The sequence below is a fragment of the Oxynema mangrovii CENA135 genome, assembly GCF_016632315.1.
Classification (GTDB): domain Bacteria; phylum Cyanobacteriota; class Cyanobacteriia; order Cyanobacteriales; family Laspinemataceae; genus Oxynema; species Oxynema aestuarii.
This window is the reverse complement of sequence record NZ_JAEOXH010000003.1, coordinates 524,671-543,874: the sequence shown is the minus strand read 5'-3', so window position 1 is coordinate 543,874 and position 19,204 is coordinate 524,671. Positions and strand designations below refer to the sequence as shown.

The window sequence follows — 19,204 nt, the reverse complement described above, 5'->3', positions numbered from 1 at the left end:
TCCTTCTAACTTTTGATTTTTAAACTTCTTTCCTATGAAACTCAAACGTTCTACTCTGATTTTAGTTTTTATGGCACTCGGTCTAATTGGGGGATTTCTGTATTACGAAAAAGAAATTGTCCCCATTCGAGAAGCAAAAGCCGAAAAACAAAAGCAACTTTTTAGTTTCAATGAAGAGCTAATCGAGTCTTTTACCATAACTACCGATCGCGCGATCCTGCGTTTTGAACGGGGAACGAACAGTGAGGAAGAGCAAATGCTCGATCGCACGCCCTGGTTGATGACGGTGGTGGAAAATAAAACAGAAACAGCCACACAAACGCCAAAAGCGGAGGTCAGTTCGTCATCGGAAAAAGCGACGGAGACGGAAGAAACTACAGAACCTGCCATTTCTGAAAACAATCCATCTCCCGAGAGTGAATCGATGGAAACAGCGTCAGAAAGCAATTCTGAAACCCTTACTGAAACGACGGCTGACACTGCACCGACGGCGACGGAAAGTTGCGAACCGACGGACAGTAATGTGGACTTAGGTATTTGTGAAGTTCCCGAATCGGAGGAAGCAGACACTAAAACCGAAGAAAACGGTCAAGAAACTAAAGCATCCGAGAAAGCATCCGAGGCGATTGTAGCGAATGATGCTTATATTTCTTTCTTTTTCGATAACGTGATTAAAGGTCAGCAAGAACGGGCGATCGCCGCTACCGCACAACTCTTAAAAGATTACGGTTTAGACAACCCGCAAGCGACGGTCGAGATCGTTCTCAAAAACGGTCAAACTCACAAACTTCTATTAGGCGATCGCGATTTTACGGGAGGTTTTATTTACGCTCAACTCGACCCGGAAACAACGGTCAGCGCCGAACAGCAAGTGTTTCTCGTTTCGACCAACTTTGAAAATGCGATCGATCGCCCCGTCGAAGAATGGAAACAGCCCCCGGAAAGCGAACTCGAAACGACGGAAACTCCCGCCCCTGAATCGACAGAAACGCAGAACGAAGCTGAAGCGGAAACAGAGAATAATCCTCAAAACAATATTCAAGATAACCCTGAAGGCGAAACGCCAGCAGACTCGATACAACCCGAAGCGAACCCGGGTAAAAATCCGCCAGAAACAACAGAACAAACCTCTCCAACTCAAAATGAAGGGACAGAATCGGAAGGTTCAGAAACAGAAAATCAACCGAATTAAAAACCAAGTTCTTCCGAACAGGGGAAAGTCAAAATTTGCCGAAACTTTAGCCCAGGTCATGCTGTTGGTATGAATCGATAAGAATTCAGTAACAATGGCGTATTTGATGACCGAGAAGGAGCGATCGCATTTGAGGGAGTACTGTTCGGAAGAACCCTATTTAACTGAGCTGAATTTAACTGAGCTAAATCGATCGCATCATCTAAAATGTTCGGGTTTGCAGATTAAACTCGATTCCCTTTTGACGTGACCGAACATGACCGCTTGTTGCAGGTCGATTAAAGCATCAAGTTCGTCAAGATCGCAACCTTCATTAAACCTTTGTCGAATTAAGGTTTCCGTCGTTTTTGAGAGAATTCCGGTGACAAAAACTTGCTGGACCAATTGACGAATCATGTAAATTATCGCTCCTGGAGAATTTTTAACGCGGGTCTGATTAAAGCTTCTCAGGTGTTGTCAGTTAGCGCCGTGACCGCGATAAATCTGTCCGGGTGATGTTTTGAGTCTAAATAAGCGATCTTTACCTCTTAAAAAAGGTGATGGAGATCACGATCGCGCTCTAGGATCGGCGAGGCGATCGCTGACGCCAGGAGAAGTCGCCCGAAGGGGACGAGGCGATCGCCCTCGATGTTGTCAATTGCTAACACGATTTCGAGCAAAGCAGATTACCCTAAAATCACTGAAATTCTAGGGGGAAGTTGCGGCTTTCTCGTCGGATTGAAGGTGGAGGAAGGCGAGGGACACCGATCGCCCTTCCCGGGAAAAAATCGGCGCGATTTCCGAACGGGCGATCGCCTCTACTTCCCTCGATGGGGTGTTTTCCGAGATTGTCGGCGATCGCGCGATCGCTCGCCTTCGGCGGCGACTCGATGCGTTCGCGCAATGGCACCACGGACAACGGTTTACAATAGATTACATACCAACAATTAGAAGCGATCTAAATATGCAAGTTAAATACTTCAACCTCTACAATGCGATCGCGCCCCGGACGGGCGATCGGCGCTCCGGGTGGGGAATTGCAGGTGCAAGCGCCTGGTTTTAAAATCTTGTCGTGGTCCAGTTCGCCCGCTTTGTCGATCTCTAAATCCGATTGGTAATGTTTGAGTCAACGGCTTCCCTCGTGCTTCCCATCGTTAAAAAATTGAGGGAGATCTCGCGATCGATTGGGTCTTGACAAGCGGCGATCGACCCGAGACTCCGACGGCTACTTCCCCATCGCATTACGGATCTCGTCACTGTATGCTCGGACGCATGGAGATACCTTAGAAGATAGGAACTACACAAAAATACACAAACTAAAATAGCCTCATGTTTGAATATTTCACCGAAAAAGCGATCAAAGCGATCATGTTGTCTCAGGAGGAAGCGCGCCGCCTGGGTCATAACTTCGTCGGTACCGAGCAAATTTTACTCGGTTTAATTGGCGAAGGCACGGGATTGGCGGCTCAAATCCTCAAATCAATGGGGGTCAAGCTCAAAGATGCGCGGGTTGAAGTCGAAAAAATCATCGGGAAAGGAAGCGGCTTCGTCCCGGCAGAAATCCCCCTAACCCCTAGGGCGAAGCGGGTTTTAGAGCAAGCGATGCAGGAATCGCGCCAACTCGGCCATAACTATATCGGAACCGAACACCTGCTGTTAGGACTGACTCATGAAAGCGAAGGGGTCGCGACCAAAGTTTTAGAAAACCTGGGTATCGATCCGAAAGTGCTGCGATCGCAAACCGTCGAACGCTTGGGGAACGAACCTGCAGCCCCGATCGCGGCGGGAGGGAGGAGTCGCGGCGGACGGCAAAAAAATCCCCAACTCGACGAATTCGGGATTAATTTAACGGAAAAGGCGATCGACGGCGAGCTCGATCCGGTGGTCGGACGGAAAAAAGAGATCGAACGAGTCATCCAAATTCTCGGACGGCGGACGAAAAACAACCCGGTGTTGATCGGCGAACCGGGGGTCGGGAAAACGGCGATCGCCGAAGGGTTGGCCCACCGCATCGCCACCAATAACGTTCCCGAACTGCTCGAAGACAAACAAGTTTACACCCTCGATATGGGGTTGGTGGTCGCCGGAACGCGCTTTCGCGGCGAATTTGAGGAACGTCTCAAGGCGATCGTCCAAGAAGTTCGCGAAGACGGCAACATCATTTTAGTGATCGACGAACTTCACACCCTCGTCGGCGCCGGGTCCCTCGAAGGCGGAATGGACGCCGCCAACCTGCTCAAACCTGCCTTAGCTAGGGGCGAACTCCAGTGTATCGGCGCGACCACCTTGGACGAATACCGCAAGCATATCGAACGCGATGCAGCCCTCGAACGGCGTTTTCAACCCGTGATGGTCGGCGAACCCAGCGTCGAAGAAACGATCGAGATTCTCTACGGGTTGCGATCGCGCTACGAAGAACACCACAAACTCAAAATTGCGGACGAATCGTTAGAAGCGGCGGCGAAACTGTCGGAACGCTACATCAGCGATCGCTTCTTACCGGATAAGGCGATCGACCTGATCGACGAAGCCGGATCTCGCGTCCGCCTGCGGAACTCGAAATTACCCCCCGCCGCCAAAGAACTCAAACAAGAACTTTCCCAGGTGGTGAAGGATAAAGATACGGCAGTCCGCGATCAAGATTTCGAGAAAGCGGGTCAGTTGCGCGATCGCGAGTTGGAGATTCAAAAAGAAATCGAGGCGATCGCCGAAAACCACAAACGGGAAAACGCGAACGGGGATCCGGCGATCGTCACCGAAGAAGACATCGCCCAAATCGTCGCCTTCTGGACTGGCGTCCCCGTCAGCAAACTCACCGAATCGGAATCGGAAAAACTGCTGCAAATGGAGGACACCCTCCACCAACGCCTGATCGGACAAGACGAAGCCGTCAAAGCAGTCTCTCGCGCCATTCGTCGCGCCCGAGTCGGTCTGAAAAACCCCAACCGTCCGATCGCCAGCTTCATCTTTTCCGGTCCGACCGGAGTCGGGAAAACCGAACTGACCAAAGCCCTCGCCTCCTACTTCTTCGGTTCCGAGGACGCCATGATTCGTCTCGACATGTCCGAATATATGGAACGCCACACGGTATCCAAACTGATCGGTTCACCTCCCGGATTTGTCGGTTACGACGAAGGCGGTCAACTCACCGAAGCGGTTCGCCGTCGTCCCTACAGCGTCCTCCTGTTCGACGAAATCGAAAAAGCTCACCCCGACGTCTTCAACAGTCTGCTGCAAATCCTCGAAGACGGACGCCTCACCGACGCCAAAGGTCGCACGGTAGACTTCAAGAACACCTTAATTATCATGACCAGTAATATTGGGTCGAAGGTGATCGAAAAAGGTGGCGGCGGACTCGGGTTCGAGTTCTCGGAAAACAGCGAAGATGCTCAATATCACCGCATCCGCAATCTGGTTAACGAAGAACTCAAGCAATATTTCCGCCCCGAGTTCCTCAATCGGATCGACGAGATTATCGTCTTCCGTCAGTTGACCAAGGAAGAGGTCAAAGATATCGCCGAGATTATGTTGCGCGAGGTCTTCTCCCGCTTGGGTGAAAAAGGGATCGAACTCGAAGTCAGCGATCGGTTTAAAGACCTGTTAGTTGAAGAAGGCTACAATCCCAGTTACGGCGCCCGACCGTTGCGCCGCGCGATTATGCGCCTGTTAGAAGATACTTTGGCGGAAGCGATGTTAGCGGGGAATTTGTACGACGGGTCTAAAGCGATCGTCGATGTCAACGACGAGGGTAGCGTCCACGTCGAAGCGGTGGAAGTGCGCGATCGCGTTCCACAACCTGTGGGTTAATTCCGCGTATTGTTCGCCGTATAAATTGGCGCGTCAATGACGAAAAAGAAGCTGGAGATTGCGGTCTCCGGCTTCTTTTTCTGTAGATTGAGGAAGAGAAAGAAAACTGCCAACCATGACCGATTCACATCAACCTGTTCGGGCGATCGAATTATTTGCAGGAATTGGCGGTTTCCGCCTCGGAATGCAAGCGGCTGGTATTGAAACCATTTGGGCGAATGATATTAACGAACTCGCTTGTCAAGTCTATCGCAGTAATTTTGGCGAGGATGCGATTGTTTGTGCAGATATTACCCAAATTTCATTATCGGAAATTCCCAACCACGACCTGTTAACGGCGGGATTTCCGTGCCAACCTTTCAGTCCTGCAGGTAAAAAATTGGGCGTGCGCGATCGTACCCGAGGCACTTTATTTGAAAGAATTGTAGAGATCTTAGCCGAAAAACAACCTCAATATTTTTTATTGGAAAACGTCAAACGCATGTTGACGATGGAAAATGGCTATCATTTTAGAACAATTTTAGCCGCCTTATCCGAACTGGATTATTTAATCGAATGGCGAATTATTAATCCTTTGAGTTTTGGTATTCCACAAAACCGCGATCGTCTCTTTATTTTTGGAGCAAAAATAAAGCAATCGTTAACCTTTTCTGAAGTTTTAGAACATTTTAGTGTCTTTTTAACCTTACCCGATATCGAAGCGATACAGCCGAATTCGATTCCTTTAGATCGCCTTCTTTCTCCCATCCAAGATAAAACCAGAAAAAATCATCCTTGGGGCATAGCTTACCGACAAAAAATGTACGATTTCCCCGTTAAGCCAATTGCTAATATCAACCCCTCTAAAACTTTAAAAAATATTCTTCAAGATCCTTTAGAAGTTAACCCTCAATTTGATTTTACGGAAGATACCCTTAAACGAATTTCCCAAAGTAAAGTAGTCAATCGATATTGCAATGGAGTAGAAATTCTTTATAACCAAGAAGGAGGTTCTAGATTGGGTTACACGATTTTTGGAATTAATGGAATTGCTTCAACGCTGACAGCATCTACCTCCAGACATTACGAACGATATAAAGTCGGCGATCGATTTCGACGTTTAACAGATGTAGAATACGCGCGCTTAATGGGGTTTCCCGACGATTGGTGTAGAATTGCCCGTATTTACGATCGATACAGCTTATTTGGTAATTCCATTGTTCCGGCTTGTGTTGAATGGGTCGTTCGTAGAATTGGTCAAAAAAATGTAGACTTAACTCAGGTTGAATGGCAACAATTGAGCTTATTTAGTTAACAGGAGGGATTGGCGATCGTGGAAAATTTAACGTTGCCTTTATTCAAAGAAGCTGTGAAAGATTTTGTGATTGAATTAAACAAAACTCCTATTGCTCAGCTTTACGGAATCACTGACGGTAAAGCGGTGGGAACTTATGTCGAACAATCTTTCCATCAATATCTATCAATACGATATGCTTATCAACCTGGGAGTTCCGCTAGTGGAATTGATTTTCCCGAACTAGAAGTAGATTTAAAAGTCACTTCAAACAAACAACCTCAATCTTCTTGCCCTTTTCGAGATGCCAGTCAAAAAGTCTATGGCTTGGGCTATCACTTATTAGTTTTAGTTTATGAAAAAACGGACGATCGCGATCTCAAAAGCGCTCATTTAAGTATTATTTCTGTCGTTTTTGTCGATCGCCAAGCTACCGGAGATTATCAAACCTCCTATGGATTGCGAGAAATTATCCGCCGTCATGGCAATCGAGATGATATCATTGCGTTTCTTGAAGAAAGAAACTTACCTTTAGATGAAATTGGACGCGAACTTTTATCGGAACGAATTTTAAATAATCCACCTCAACAAGGGTTTATAACCATATCAAATGCCTTGCAATGGAGACTGCAATATAGAAGAATTATAGAATTGGCAGATCGAGGAAATACACCGCGAATAGAAAACCTTATGTGAATTTTGACAAAAATCAAAGGGTTAGTAAACTTAAAAACATATTCAAATTTATATCAAAAACGGTTCACGGACTAAAACAAGCGGTGTAAATTGGGCTTTTGGAATGACCCACAATTTCGCTTTCTTGTTTCTCCAAAGACCACAGCCGTACCGTATTATCTTCACTCGCGGAAACTAACCAGCGACTGTCCGGACTAAAATTAACACTATAAACTAAATCTTTATGTCCTTTGAGTGTCGTCAACAATCTCCCCTCTAAATCCCAAATTTTAATGGTTTTATCCGCACTCGCCGACGCAATTAACCGTCCGTTGCGACTAAAACAAACCTGAATCACTGCATTTTGATGACTTTTGAGGGTTCTGACACTGCCATTACGACCCCAGGCTCGATCTTTCGTCCATAGTTTGACCGTCGTATCTCGACTTCCCGAAACAATTCTTTTCCCATCGGGACTAAAATCGACACTATAAACGATATCTTCGTGACCTTCTAAGGTTCGCAAACATAGCCCGTCAAACTGCCATAATTTCACCGTCGCATCGGCACAAGCGGAGGCAATTAATTTACCGTCGGGCATAAAACTCATGCCGTAAAATCCCATTGTGTGGCGGCGAATGGACGTGATTAAGCGACCGTCACGCTGCCAAATTTTGATCGTTCGATCGCTGCTTCCCGTCGCAATTTTACGCCCGTCTGCACTAAAACTAACCCCAAATACTTCGCCGTGATGGCCTTTCACGGTTTTAATAAATTGACCGTCACGCCGCCATAATTTCATGGTGCGATCGCCGCTCACCGACGCAATTAAGCGACCGTCCGGACTGAACTTTACCCCTAAAACATTAGCTTTATGACCCTTTAACGTGGCTTCTAAATGGCCGTCCAAACTCCACAACTTCACTGTACCGTCAGCTCCAGCAGAGGCGATCGCCGGAGGCAATTTTTTAAACGGAAAAAACATTCCACCCTTAACCCCTTACTAACTCATCTTATCCCATCTAACTCCCACCTCACATTCCTCATGAAAAAAATCCCCAATAAAAAAGCGCCCCCTTTCGAGGACGCTTTTTATTGAGCTATTCAGCTTAGCTAAAAAGAATTAGCCGTTGATTTGAGGAGCCGTCAAAGCAACCGGAGTAGCATCGGTACTCGCCAAATCTAAGGGGAAGTTGTGAGCGTTGCGCTCGTGCATGACTTCCATACCCAAGTTGGCACGGTTGATGACATCAGCCCAGGTACCAATCGCGCGACCTTGAGAGTCAACAATCGACTGGTTGAAGTTGAAGCCATTGAGGTTGAACGCCATCGTGGAAATACCCAAAGCGGTAAACCAGATGCCGACCACGGGCCAAGCCGCTAAGAAGAAGTGCAGAGAGCGGCTGTTGTTGAACGAGGCATATTGGAAGATCAAACGACCGAAGTAGCCGTGAGCCGCAACGATGTTGTAGGTTTCTTCCTCTTGACCGAATTTGTAACCGTAGTTTTGAGACTCGGTTTCGGTGGTTTCACGAACCAAGGAGCTGGTCACCAAGGAACCGTGCATGGCACTGAACAGCGCACCGCCGAAGACCCCGGCAACACCGAGTTGGTGGAAGGGGTGCATCAAAATGTTGTGTTCGGCTTGGAACACCAACATGAAGTTGAAGGTGCCACTGATGCCCAAGGGCATTCCGTCGGAGAAGCTGCCTTGACCCAAAGGATAGATCAAGAACACGGCGGTAGCGGCGGCGACGGGAGCGCTGTAAGCGACGCAGATCCAAGGACGCATCCCCAGACGGTAGCTCAGTTCCCATTCGCGACCCATGTAGCAGAACACGCCGATCAGGAAGTGGAAGATCACTAACTGATAGGGGCCGCCGTTGTAGAGCCATTCATCCAAGCTCGCCGCTTCCCAAATCGGGTAGAAGTGCAACCCGATCGCGTTGGAAGAAGGAACCACAGCACCGGAGATGATGTTGTTCCCGTAGAGCAAGGACCCGGCAACGGGTTCGCGGATGCCGTCGATGTCAACGGGAGGAGCCGCGATGAAGGCGATGATGAAGCAGGTCGTGGCGGTCAAGAGGGTGGGGATCATCAACACGCCGAACCAGCCGATGTAAAGGCGGTTTTCGGTGCTGGCAACCCACTCGCAGAACCGATCCCACAGGGAGGCGCTTTCGCGCTGCTGTAAGGTAGTCGTCATGTGTTTATGAGTGCTATTTGGTTTTCAAGGTGGTTTGTATGATGGTTCCCATCTTAACGACTTTGTTAAGCTTTGTAAAGGGTTTTAAGCAAAAGTTTTCCTGATAACTTTGATAAGTTTAACTTATATTTTGTTTAGGAGCCGCCCGTCATGGGAACGAAGCGCACCGGGAGGGTTTGTTCTTCGACGATACCTTCCTCGGTTTTGGTGATAATCGTCATTTGTTGAACGGAGGTGCCGACGGGAATCACCAATTTGCCCCCGATCGCCAATTGTTCGATTAAAGCTTGCGGGACGCGATCGGGGGCGGCGGTCACGACGATCGCCTCGAACGGCGCGGCTTCGGGCCAACCGCGATAACCGTCCCCGGCTTTGACCTCGATATTTTGATATCCCAATTCCTGCAAGGTCGCGCTGGCGCTGGCGGCGAGTTCGGGGATAATTTCGATCGTGTACACTTGCCGGGCCAGTTGTGCCAAGATCGCGGCTTGATACCCGGAACCCGTACCGATTTCGAGGACGCGATCGCCCGGAGCAATTTGGGCGACCTCGCTCATGTAAGCCACAATATAGGGTTGGGAAATCGTTTGGTCGTAGCCAATCGGCAAGGGTGAATCCTGATAGGCGAGTTCGACGAGATCGGACGGGACGAAGCGATGGCGCGGTACCCGTTGCATGGCGGCGAGAACTGCAGGATCTTCGATACCGCGATCGCGCAGTTGTCGTTCCACCATTTGCGATCGCCCGCGATCGAAATTGAGTGTATCTTGAGCCTTCGTCACTGAAGTTGGGATCGAAGGCTTACTGTCCTCTCCCACCACCTGACAACTGGCTACGACGGTGAAGGACAAGCAAATCCATAAGAGGATAACCCACCTGTTCATTTGTCCCTCTCTCCCTCAAATATTGAGGATGCAATTATTTCAAGGTGAACTACCGCTATTGAATCAAAGATTACAATAGCGGCTTCCCTCTTCACTGGGGACTGCGCTAGATAGAACTGAAGTTCTACCACCTCGTCTTATATCCCCTCCAAGGGCAGTAGAGCGAGTTCCTAACTCTAATATCCGTAAGCCTTCATTTTTGAGATTGATGGCGGCATTGATATCCCTGTCATGATGGGTTTGGCAATGTTCGCAAGTCCAGCTTCTCGCATCAAGAGACAAGCTTTTGATTTGATTGAGACATACATGGCAGGTTTTAGAAGAAGGAAAAAATCGCTCGACTTCTAGATAAACTTTTCCTTCTGATTCAGCCTTGTACTTTAACATCGTACAAAACATTCCCCAACCGACATCACTAATTGCTTTGGCGAGTTTGTGATGGCGAACCATGCCTTTAACATTGAGATTCTCGACCACAATCACTTGGTTTTCGTTCACTATCTTACGGGATAGCTTGTGGAGAAAATCTTCACGACAGCGACTTATTTTGGCGTGAATCTTGGCAACTTTTACCCGCGATTTATTGCAGTTGTTGCTGCCTTTCCTTTTTCGAGCGTGTTTTTGCTGTTTTCTTTTGAGGTTTCGCGCGTGTTTATTAAAATGCTTGGGATTATTATATTTCGACCCCTCACTGGTAATCGCAAAATCGGTCAACCCTAAATCAATGCCAATGGCTTTTCCTTCAGTTGAGAGAAGGGGAGGTTCTTTTTTACCCTCTACCAAAACTGAAGCATAATATTTACCATCTGGATTTTTGGAGAGGGTTACAGTTTTGATTTTTCCCTCAAAACTTCGATGCTGACGACAACGCACTAACCCAACTTTAGGCAGTTTGATGTAATTTCCCTCAAACTTAACATTTTGAGGGTAACTGATAGATTGCCTTCCCTGCTTGGATTTGAATCGGGGTAATTTTGCCCGGTTCTCAAAGAAGTTTCGATAAGCGGTTGATAAGTTCAACGCCACGACTTGCAAACATTGGGAATAGACATCTTCTTTAAGCCAAGGGTATTCCTTTTTGAGGGCAGGTAATAATCCCTGAAGATAACCCCTCGATCGACCTTTTCCGGTCGATCGATAAGTCTCTTGGCACAAATTTAACGCATAGTTCCAATACCAACGACAGCAACCAAAGCTCTTGGCTAAAGTCGCTTGTTGCTCGTGGGTTGGATAGATGCGGTATTTGTACGCCTTGAACATTATCGCCGATATAGCCAGACGATCGGATTATCACTGATTTGCCGAAGAGTCGCTTTCATCCCACGATTCACCTTCGGTAGAATCGGGGAATTCCCGCTCCCATTGTTAAACTTATCTCTAAAATCCTTTAAATTTTACAGTTTCTTCTTTCTTTATTGTACGCCTTTTCAAGATCGGCTGAGGGAACGAAACCCGGGGGGCGATCGCGCGAAGTAGCGAAGGAATTGGATAGAATTGAAACATTGAATGGGGAAAAGAATAATGGGAAAAAAAGCGCGAATTAAAAAACAGCGACACTTACAACAGGGCGAGCCTTCAGAGGTTCGAGCGCCAACCTCGATCGCCGCCGACCCGACCGAATTCGTGCGGGAACTGGGCCGCCAAGGGTACGAGATCGAGCGGGGTCTCGAAGCGCCGAGTGTCCCCAAGCGCGACGACACCAAAGACCAGCCCCAAGTGTAATCCAACCCTTAACGTTCCATCGGCGATCCGTGCGATCGCCGTCGCGATCCTAGCCATTGAAGGGGAGCGAGGAAATTAACTTTTGAGGGGTTCGGGGAGCTATAAGTCCCGCGCTGTATGCTTCGCATCAGCGTCGCGATACATGGACTCCCCTTGAAAAGTCTCATCCCCACCCTACGGGAAGGGCCAAGCCCTACGATGGGGATGAGACCAGCATTTATCAGCAGCTATAGCCTGTAGTAAACTCCGGCCATGCTGACCATGAACTACACCTACCGAATCTATCCAGACGCCACCGGGCAGACTGAACTGCGGTCGTGGCTTGAGACGTGCAGAGGCGTATATAATTACGCTTTGCGCGAACTCAAAGACTGGATTGCTTCGCGTAAGTGTTCGGTAGACCGATGCTCGCTGGAAAAGGAATACATCATTCCCGCCGATGAGCCATTCCCGTCTTACCATCGTCAGCAGAACAACCTGCCCAAAGCGAAGAAGCAATTCCCGCATCTGGGTAAGGTGCATTCTCAGGTGTTGCAGACCACAATTCGCAGACTGCACGATACCTGGGAAGCCTTTCAGAAACGGGGACATGGATTCCCGCGTTTCAAAAAATTCGGTCAATTCAAATCCTTTGTGTTTCCCCAGTTCAAGAACAATCCCATCAATGGCTTCACAATCAAGTTGCCAAAGATTGGGGAAGTACCCATCGACCTGCATCGTCCCATCCCTGACAGGTTCAAGGTGAAACAGGTAAGGGTACTGTCCAGGGTACGGGGGACGCAATGGTATGTTGTCGTCACGATTGAGTCGAGCGTATCAGTTCCCGATGTTCCGGTTCATGGTCGGGCAATTGGGATTGACCTGGGATTGGAGCGATTCTTGACCGCTTCCGATGGCTCCTTCCAAAAACGACCCCAGTTTTTCAAGTCGATGCAACGCAAGCTGAAATTGCTGCAACGCAGAGCCGCACGAAAACAAAAGGGTTCTCAAAACTGGGAGAAGGCGCAAATCGAAGTGGCTAGAATGCACCATCGCATTGCGAACCGTCGTAAAGACTTCCATCTGAAGACGGCTCATCAGCTTTGCGATCGGGCGCCAACCATCTTTGCAGAAGACCTCAACGTCAAAGGCTTGACGAGAGGAATGCTGCGAAAAGATTGTGTTGATGCCGCCTTCCGACAATTTCTGTCTCTGACGGAATGGGTGTGCTGGAAACGGGGGGTCTACTTTGCTAAAGTCAACCCCAACGGTACCAGTCAAACCTGTCCATCCTGCTTTGCTACAGTGAGCAAAGGGTTGGAAGTCAGAGAGCATCATTGTCCTGAGTGTGGGTATCGAACGCATCGTGACCGTGCCGCAGCAGAGATGGTTTTGGATCGTGGACTAGAGAATGTAGTATCCCAGGGACTCTGGGGAACGGAAACCGCCTGTCAAGTCGGTCTGTCGGGGGTCGATGACCTAGATAAGTGGCATGGGGCAGGAATACCCAATCGTGAGGTTGGGAAGCCCGCGCTGTAATCTTTGATTCAGCGTCGGGAGGATGTCACGATTGATTGCAATACTTCCTTACAGTTTGGAGGAATCTCGAATAAAGTTATAGGTGTTCTGTATTTAGTCGAAGATCGCGCCGATTTGTCGGTCGCGCTTAGCACGAACACGAGCGATCGCGCCTGTAATTCGCCCAATTAAAAAATGAGATCGAACGCTAAAAACTCACTTTTTAAACGTTAAAAATCTCTCCAAAATTGCTAAGATTCGGGAGAAGTGGCATCCAAAAAAACGATACTTATACAAAGTGAACCCCATGCGTTCCGCCTGCAGTCGATTCCCGAGGGAGAGGGAAGCGATCGCCAACCCTCTGGGATCCTCGATCGAGAGATGGGATGGAGAGCCAAAAAAAGTACCCCAGTAGAATAATTTCGATAAAACCTTTTATAAATCTCGGTTTAGTCCTATGCACCATCGCCATTTTGCCTTATCTACGGCGATCGCCACGACCGTTGTGGGATTGAGCTGTAGCGCCGCGATCGTGGCGGGGCGATCGCAACCCAGCCTCGCCCAAACACCAGCCCTTCCCGCCGATCCCGTGATTCGGGTTACCCCTAACTCCCCCCAACTCGAACAAGCCTATACCTTGGGAGGAGGCGATCGGATTCGCATCGAAATCCTGCGCGTTCCCCAGTACAGTGGAGAACAAGAAGTCCTCATCGATGGGTCTCTCAACCTGCCCCTCGTCGGTAAAATCCCCGTAGAGGGGTTGACCTTAGAACGGGCCAGTCAAGTTCTCGTTGAAGCCTATTCCGCCTATCTCAGACAACCGATCGTCACCGTCTCCCTCGTCGAACCGCGCCCCTTAAAAATCGGGATTGCCGGAGAAGTCCAACGACCCGGCGCCTATACCCTGACCCGAGAAGGGGCTCAATTTCCGACCTTGACCCGGGCGATCGAAATTGCCGGAGGAATCACCCAATCCGCCGACTTGAGAAACGCGCGCATCCGGCGTCGCCAACATTCCGGACCGGATTTAGAGATCGAGGTAGACCTGTGGAGTCTGCTGAAAACGGGGGATCTCAGCGCCGATCTGACCCTACGCGACGGCGACACGATCGCCATTCCCACCCTCACCGAAATCGACCTGCAAGAAGCCTCGGAACTCGCCGCCGCCAGCTTCGCCGCCAAAGAAGTGCCGCCGTTAAACATTGCCGTCATTGGCGAAGTCTACCGACCGGGAACACACACCCTCAACAGTAGCGGTGGCGCCGAAGGCTTGCCGACCGTCACCCAAGCCCTCCAAGCCGCCGGAGGAATCAAACCCCTCGCCAATATCCGGCGCTTGCAAATACGGCGACCCACCCGCAACGGTTCCCAACAAATCATCGAAGTAGACTTGTGGCAACTGTTACAAGTTGGGGATCTCAGCCAAGACTTGCGCCTGCAAAATGGAGATACGATCGTCGTTCCGATCGCCCGGGAAATCGACCCGTCCGAAAGCACGCAACTTGCAACGGCGAGCTTTTCGGCGGAAAACATCCGAGTCAACATCGTCGGCGAAGTCAAACAACCCGGAGGGATCCAAATCCCCCCCAATACACCGCTCAATCAAGCCTTATTGGCGGCGGGAGGCTTTACCAATCGAGCGGATACCGATTCGGTCGAGTTAATTCGGCTCAATCCCGACGGGACGATTTCTCAACGAACCATCGACCTCGATTTCAGCCAAGGACTCAACGAGCTCAACAACCCGGCCCTACGCAACGCCGACGCGATCGTCGTCAGTCGCTCCACCTTAGCAAGTATCTCCGATACGATGGATACTGCGATCAATCCTTTAGGTAAATTGTTAACCATTCTCAATTTTCCCTTTCGCTTCTTCGGATTGTTCGGTCAGTAAGCCCCCACTCGGGAGGGCGATCGGCTAGAATTGCTGGCACCCGTTGAGAGTTGTCAAGGGCGATCTTTCGAGACTCTCAAAGAAAGTCCCGTCGAGACAGGCAAACATGGATGATGGACAGTACGCTCAACCCCTAAGTTTGGCGAAATCAGCTCCGTCGAACGATGACGATGAAGGCGGTTTAGATCTCACTCAGATCGTCGGCGCCGTCCGTCGTCGGCTGTGGGTGATTGCTGGCTTGACGGTGTTAGTCGCTACGGGAGCGACCCTCAACGCACTGAACTATACTCCCGTTTATCAGGCACAATTTGAAATTCTCACCGAACCCGTAACCGTTGAAACTCAGGTAATTTCTTCCCTCCCGCAAACGTTAAGCGGTCGCGAGGAATCGCTTTCGACCCTCGACGAGACCAAAATTAAGGTATTGCTCAGTCCGGGGGTGCTCTCTCCGCTTGTCGAGCAATTGCAACGGAACTATCCGCAATTGAGCTACCACGCCTTAGTGAAAAATTTAAGCATTAAAGTTACGGGAGCAAATATTTTACAAGTCGGTTATACGAATCCGGATCCGGAGTTAGTCGCCGATGTTTTAGAATTAGTCGCTCAAGCATTTCTCAGCTACAGTTTGGAGGAACGCCAAACCGATATCCGCCAGGGAATTGAGTTCGTCGAAGAACAAATTCCCCAACTCGATGCTCGCGTGGATAATTTGCAGCAGCAACTGCAAAATATGCGACAAAGGGATAATTTAATCGATCCGGCGAATAAGGCCCAACAACTGACCAGTCAAATAGGAGGGGTCGAACAGCAACTGCTCAATAATGAATTGGAATTGGCGAAAGTGCGATCGCTCTACCAAGATTTAGAACGAGAACTCTCGGAAAATACCCCTGAATTAGCAACGGCGGTGGCGTTGAAAGATAACGCGCGCTATCAGGGATTGTTAACTCAGTTACAAGACATTGACACGCAGATTGCGAAAGATTCGGTGTTGTTTCTCGATACCAGTCCCGACATTCGCATTTTGCGGGAACAACGGGAGAATTTATTAAGTTTATTGGCTCAAGAAGGGGAGCGCGTTCGTGCAGAATTGGCCAGTCAGTTGCGCGAACTCGAAGCACTCGATCGCGCCTTGCGCCAGACGATCGAACGGCTCAATGGAGAGGTGAAACGGCTGTCGGTAATTACCCGGGAGTACAGCGATATTCAACGGGAGTTACAAATTGCGACGGAGAACCTCAATCAGTTTTTGGCGAAACGAGAAGCGTTGCGAATTGATGCAGCCCAACGGGAAATTCCTTGGCGGTTGCTCGCACCGATTGGCGAACCTCAACCCTCGAAAAATGATGTTAAGAAAACCGCAGCGTTGGGGATTATTTTAGGGTTAATGCTCGGGTTTGGGGCGGCGTTAGGCATCGATAAATTAAGCAACCGCATTTACAGTCTTCGCGATCTCAAATATTTGACGAAACGTCCGATTCTCGGTGCAATTCCTTTAAATCGACAGCTTAAAAAGGTATCGGCAGTTGTCAGTTTATCGGCATTGGTGGAACAGGTCACGGCAAAATATACGTTGAGTTCGGCGTCGGGTCGTCCGTATCAAATCGAGCCTTTTTTTGAAGCGTTTTGTTCTTTATATGCTAATATCCGCCTGTTGAATTGCGATCGCGCCATCCATTCGCTGACGATCGCCGCTTCCGGAGACGACGAGGGAACGTCTACGGTAGCGATTCATTTGGCGCAGGCGGCGGCGGCGATGGGACAACGGGTTTTAATTGTGGATACCGATTTGCGTTCTCCGGAGTTACACGAACGCGCCGGATTGTTGAACAAACACGGATTGACAGATTTAATTACCGGACAGTTTGAATTGGAAGAAGCGATCGAGCGATCGCCTCTTGAAAATAACTTATTTGTTTTAACGGCGGGGTCGATTCCTCCGGATCCAATTCGGTTACTGGCATCGCAAAAAATGGTCGATTTAATGCACAAAATGCAATCGACGTTTGATTTAGTGATTTACGATACGACTAAAATTGTCGGTTTGGCGGACGTGAGTTTGATTACGGCGAATACGGACGGTTTGCTGCTGGTAGCGGCGATCGGTAAGATTAAAAGTGGGGTACTCGAACGCGCGTTAGACGATCTGCGACTGGCGGGGATTCCCTTATTGGGAACGGTCGCCAATCGGGTTAAGACGAGGAAGTTTTAAGGACGGATAAGCAACAAGCTCGAATTCGGACGAGAACGGCGATCGCTTAGATCTTACAAAGCAGGAGATCCATGACTGTCTGGGAATAATTCTCTCTCGAAATAATGCCGATACAATTCACAACTGACGCGGACTTCTTCGCCATCGAGTTTGACTAATCCCATGCTTTCCAATTCATAGGCGAGGATGGGCTGTAAGATAATACCGCTTCCCGATCGCACGACGTCTCGAAAGGCTTGGGTTAATTCGGCATTTTTTCCGAGGGTGAGCCAATGACGGCGCAGGTGGTCGCGGTAAATTCCTGCTTCAGTGTGGGCGTCTTGTAATAACTGTTTGAGTGAGGTTTCTTCGCGGGCTAAATGGTACAAGGCGATCCGAACTAAAGCGGGATGTCCGCCGACGAGATCCATGAGTTGTTTGACGGAGCGATCGCGCATCCAATTCAAGCCGTGGCGTGCGGCTAAATCCATCACTTGTTCTGGCGTAAAATCGGGTAATTTTAACGGCAGACCGACGTTAAAAGGGGATTGATGAATCTGAAGGGGGACGTAAACTTCAGTCGAATAAACGATCGCCAATCGCAATTTTTGCCAAGCGAGGGTATGTTGAGCTTCTTCGTGCCACGATCGCAATAACGGCAAGAAATCCCGAGCGAGTTCGGGATATTCAAAAACGCGATTGACTTCATTTAAGGCTAAAAACAGGGGTCGTTCGATCGCTTCGAGAATATACCATTTAAAATATAGGGTCGCGCTAATTTTAGAACCGATTTCTTCATCCCAATATTCATCTAAATTCGGACGTAAATTAAGCCGTTGGGCGACGAGGCTACAAAACCAGCGCAAGAACTTATTGGAATGGTTCAAGATGGCGACATCGGCTTGATTGATATCAATAGGAGCGACATGATAGCCCAAGCTGGATGCTTCTTGTAAAATCCGCAACATTAACGAACTTTTCCCCATTTCTTTGGGGGCTTTGATGCGAATTATACTGGCGGGTTTGGTAATTTCTGCATAAGCGTATTGTTCGATGGGGGGACGTTCGATGTAAAATCGGGAGACGAGGGGAACCGGACCGCTCGGATATTCTAATTCCAGGTGACTTGGGCTTTCCTGGAGGTTAGCGTCAACTAAATATTGCTGTGGGAGAGTAAGAGGTTTGGATTCGACGATCGCCCGGAAATTACTTTTGGAAATCGGGCGATCGAGAAGTTTAGAAAGGGTCTGCCACAAGCGAGCGGCAGTGGTTCGCAAATAATCGACTTCGTAAACGGAATTTCGCGCCATCTCGTTATATGTTTGTCCTTCCCAAGCTTGGCGCAGGACGAGTTCTTGAGCGGGATTGAGAGCTTTATTCTGACTCGCGCATAGTAAATTTACTAACTCGTCGATTGTCATAAGAAAGCGTTGGCAAACTGAGATTTTAACATGAGCGATCGCATCAAACTCCATCGAGGCGCTAGGCTATTATCTAGCGATCTTGCTTTCACGTGCAAACGATCGCCCGAGGGATGAAGCGATCGGACGGGGATTACAGTCCCTCAAATCTGGAGCGTCGAGGGTAGAGATCGAATCTTAGAGGATTTACTTCAAGTTTCAATTTTCTATACGGCTGAGATTCAAAACGCCTAATCCGTTCGTCTCGATGAATGTCAATACGGTATCCTTTTCGATTCCTAGGTTGGCGATCTTTTCACGATTATTGCATCAATGTATTTCCAGTTTAAAGCTTCAATTGAAAAAAAGGAATCGGCGATCGCATCGAACGGATACGGAAGTGGCCAGGCGAACGCCGTTGCCGATCGGTGAATGTACGCAGGCGCTCGGTTAACCGAGGTCACTGGGCGATCGATCCTTCATT

15 protein-coding genes are annotated in these 19,204 nt (G+C 49.0%); 8 read left to right on the top strand and 7 right to left on the bottom strand.

From position 1 onward, the window contains the following. Positions 1-34 precede the first annotated feature (34 nt). Positions 35-1,192, top strand: coding sequence for a DUF4340 domain-containing protein (locus tag JJD41_RS21955; RefSeq protein WP_200669614.1), 1,158 nt, complete (start codon positions 35-37; stop codon positions 1,190-1,192). 198 nt (positions 1,193-1,390) lie between these two features. Here the strand turns inward: JJD41_RS21955 and JJD41_RS21950 are convergent, their stop codons facing one another. Together JJD41_RS21950 and JJD41_RS21945 are read right to left on the bottom strand one after the other, a co-directional pair. Then, positions 1,391-1,588 (bottom strand): hypothetical protein, encoded by a 198-nt coding sequence (locus tag JJD41_RS21950; protein ID WP_200669613.1) that lies wholly within the window; start codon positions 1,586-1,588, stop codon positions 1,391-1,393. 280 nt (positions 1,589-1,868) lie between these two features. Next, complete coding sequence (locus JJD41_RS21945) at positions 1,869-2,084, bottom strand: hypothetical protein (RefSeq protein WP_234489057.1); 216 nt, start codon at positions 2,082-2,084, stop codon at positions 1,869-1,871. A gap of 416 nt (positions 2,085-2,500) precedes the next feature. Here JJD41_RS21945 and JJD41_RS21940 point away from each other — a divergent pair, with 416 nt between their 5' ends. The 3 genes from JJD41_RS21940 (at position 2,501) to JJD41_RS21930 (ending at position 6,947) form a co-directional block, all read left to right on the top strand. Next, positions 2,501-4,978, top strand: coding sequence for an ATP-dependent Clp protease ATP-binding subunit (locus tag JJD41_RS21940; protein WP_200669611.1), 2,478 nt, complete (start codon positions 2,501-2,503; stop codon positions 4,976-4,978). A gap of 115 nt (positions 4,979-5,093) precedes the next feature. Next, positions 5,094-6,272: a DNA cytosine methyltransferase gene (locus tag JJD41_RS21935; RefSeq protein WP_200669610.1), complete on the top strand. Its 1,179-nt coding sequence runs from the start codon at positions 5,094-5,096 to the stop codon at positions 6,270-6,272. Between the two features lie 18 nt (positions 6,273-6,290). Continuing rightward, positions 6,291-6,947, top strand: coding sequence for a type II restriction-modification system restriction endonuclease (locus JJD41_RS21930; protein ID WP_200669609.1), 657 nt, complete (start codon positions 6,291-6,293; stop codon positions 6,945-6,947). Between the two features lie 64 nt (positions 6,948-7,011). On the opposite strand, the gene JJD41_RS21925 is transcribed toward JJD41_RS21930, so the two are convergent. The 4 genes from JJD41_RS21925 to JJD41_RS21910 form a co-directional block, all read right to left on the bottom strand. Further along, the gene (locus tag JJD41_RS21925; RefSeq protein WP_200669608.1) at positions 7,012-7,911 is read right to left on the bottom strand and encodes a WD40 repeat domain-containing protein; all 900 of its coding nucleotides are present in this window, start codon (positions 7,909-7,911) and stop codon (positions 7,012-7,014) included. A gap of 138 nt (positions 7,912-8,049) precedes the next feature. Continuing rightward, positions 8,050-9,132: a photosystem II q(b) protein gene (psbA, locus tag JJD41_RS21920; protein ID WP_168568072.1), complete on the bottom strand. Its 1,083-nt coding sequence runs from the start codon at positions 9,130-9,132 to the stop codon at positions 8,050-8,052. A 134-nt stretch (positions 9,133-9,266) separates the two neighbouring features. After that, positions 9,267-10,016: a protein-L-isoaspartate(D-aspartate) O-methyltransferase gene (locus JJD41_RS21915; protein ID WP_200669607.1), complete on the bottom strand. Its 750-nt coding sequence runs from the start codon at positions 10,014-10,016 to the stop codon at positions 9,267-9,269. Between the two features lie 63 nt (positions 10,017-10,079). Continuing rightward, on the bottom strand, positions 10,080-11,276 hold the full coding sequence (locus JJD41_RS21910; RefSeq protein WP_200669606.1) for an RNA-guided endonuclease InsQ/TnpB family protein: 1,197 nt from the start codon (positions 11,274-11,276) through the stop codon (positions 10,080-10,082). 261 nt (positions 11,277-11,537) lie between these two features. Here JJD41_RS21910 and JJD41_RS21905 point away from each other — a divergent pair, with 261 nt between their 5' ends. The 4 genes from JJD41_RS21905 to JJD41_RS21890 all read left to right on the top strand — a co-directional run bounded on the left by JJD41_RS21905 (position 11,538) and on the right by JJD41_RS21890 (position 17,341). After that, on the top strand, positions 11,538-11,738 hold the full coding sequence (locus tag JJD41_RS21905; RefSeq protein ID WP_200669605.1) for a hypothetical protein: 201 nt from the start codon (positions 11,538-11,540) through the stop codon (positions 11,736-11,738). A gap of 252 nt (positions 11,739-11,990) precedes the next feature. Beyond that, positions 11,991-13,256, top strand: a complete 1,266-nt coding sequence (locus tag JJD41_RS21900; RefSeq protein WP_200669604.1) for an RNA-guided endonuclease InsQ/TnpB family protein — start codon at positions 11,991-11,993, stop codon at positions 13,254-13,256. A gap of 436 nt (positions 13,257-13,692) precedes the next feature. Then, the gene (locus JJD41_RS21895) at positions 13,693-15,129 is read left to right on the top strand and encodes an SLBB domain-containing protein (RefSeq protein WP_200669603.1); all 1,437 of its coding nucleotides are present in this window, start codon (positions 13,693-13,695) and stop codon (positions 15,127-15,129) included. Between the two features lie 106 nt (positions 15,130-15,235). Further along, a complete protein-coding gene (locus JJD41_RS21890; RefSeq protein WP_200669602.1) occupies positions 15,236-17,341 on the top strand; it encodes a GumC family protein in 2,106 nt (701 codons plus the stop codon). Positions 17,342-17,394: 53 nt separating this feature from the next. Here JJD41_RS21890 and JJD41_RS21885 read toward each other — a convergent pair whose 3' ends face one another. After that, complete coding sequence (locus tag JJD41_RS21885; RefSeq protein WP_200669601.1) at positions 17,395-18,741, bottom strand: AAA-like domain-containing protein; 1,347 nt, start codon at positions 18,739-18,741, stop codon at positions 17,395-17,397. Positions 18,742-19,204 lie beyond the last annotated feature (463 nt).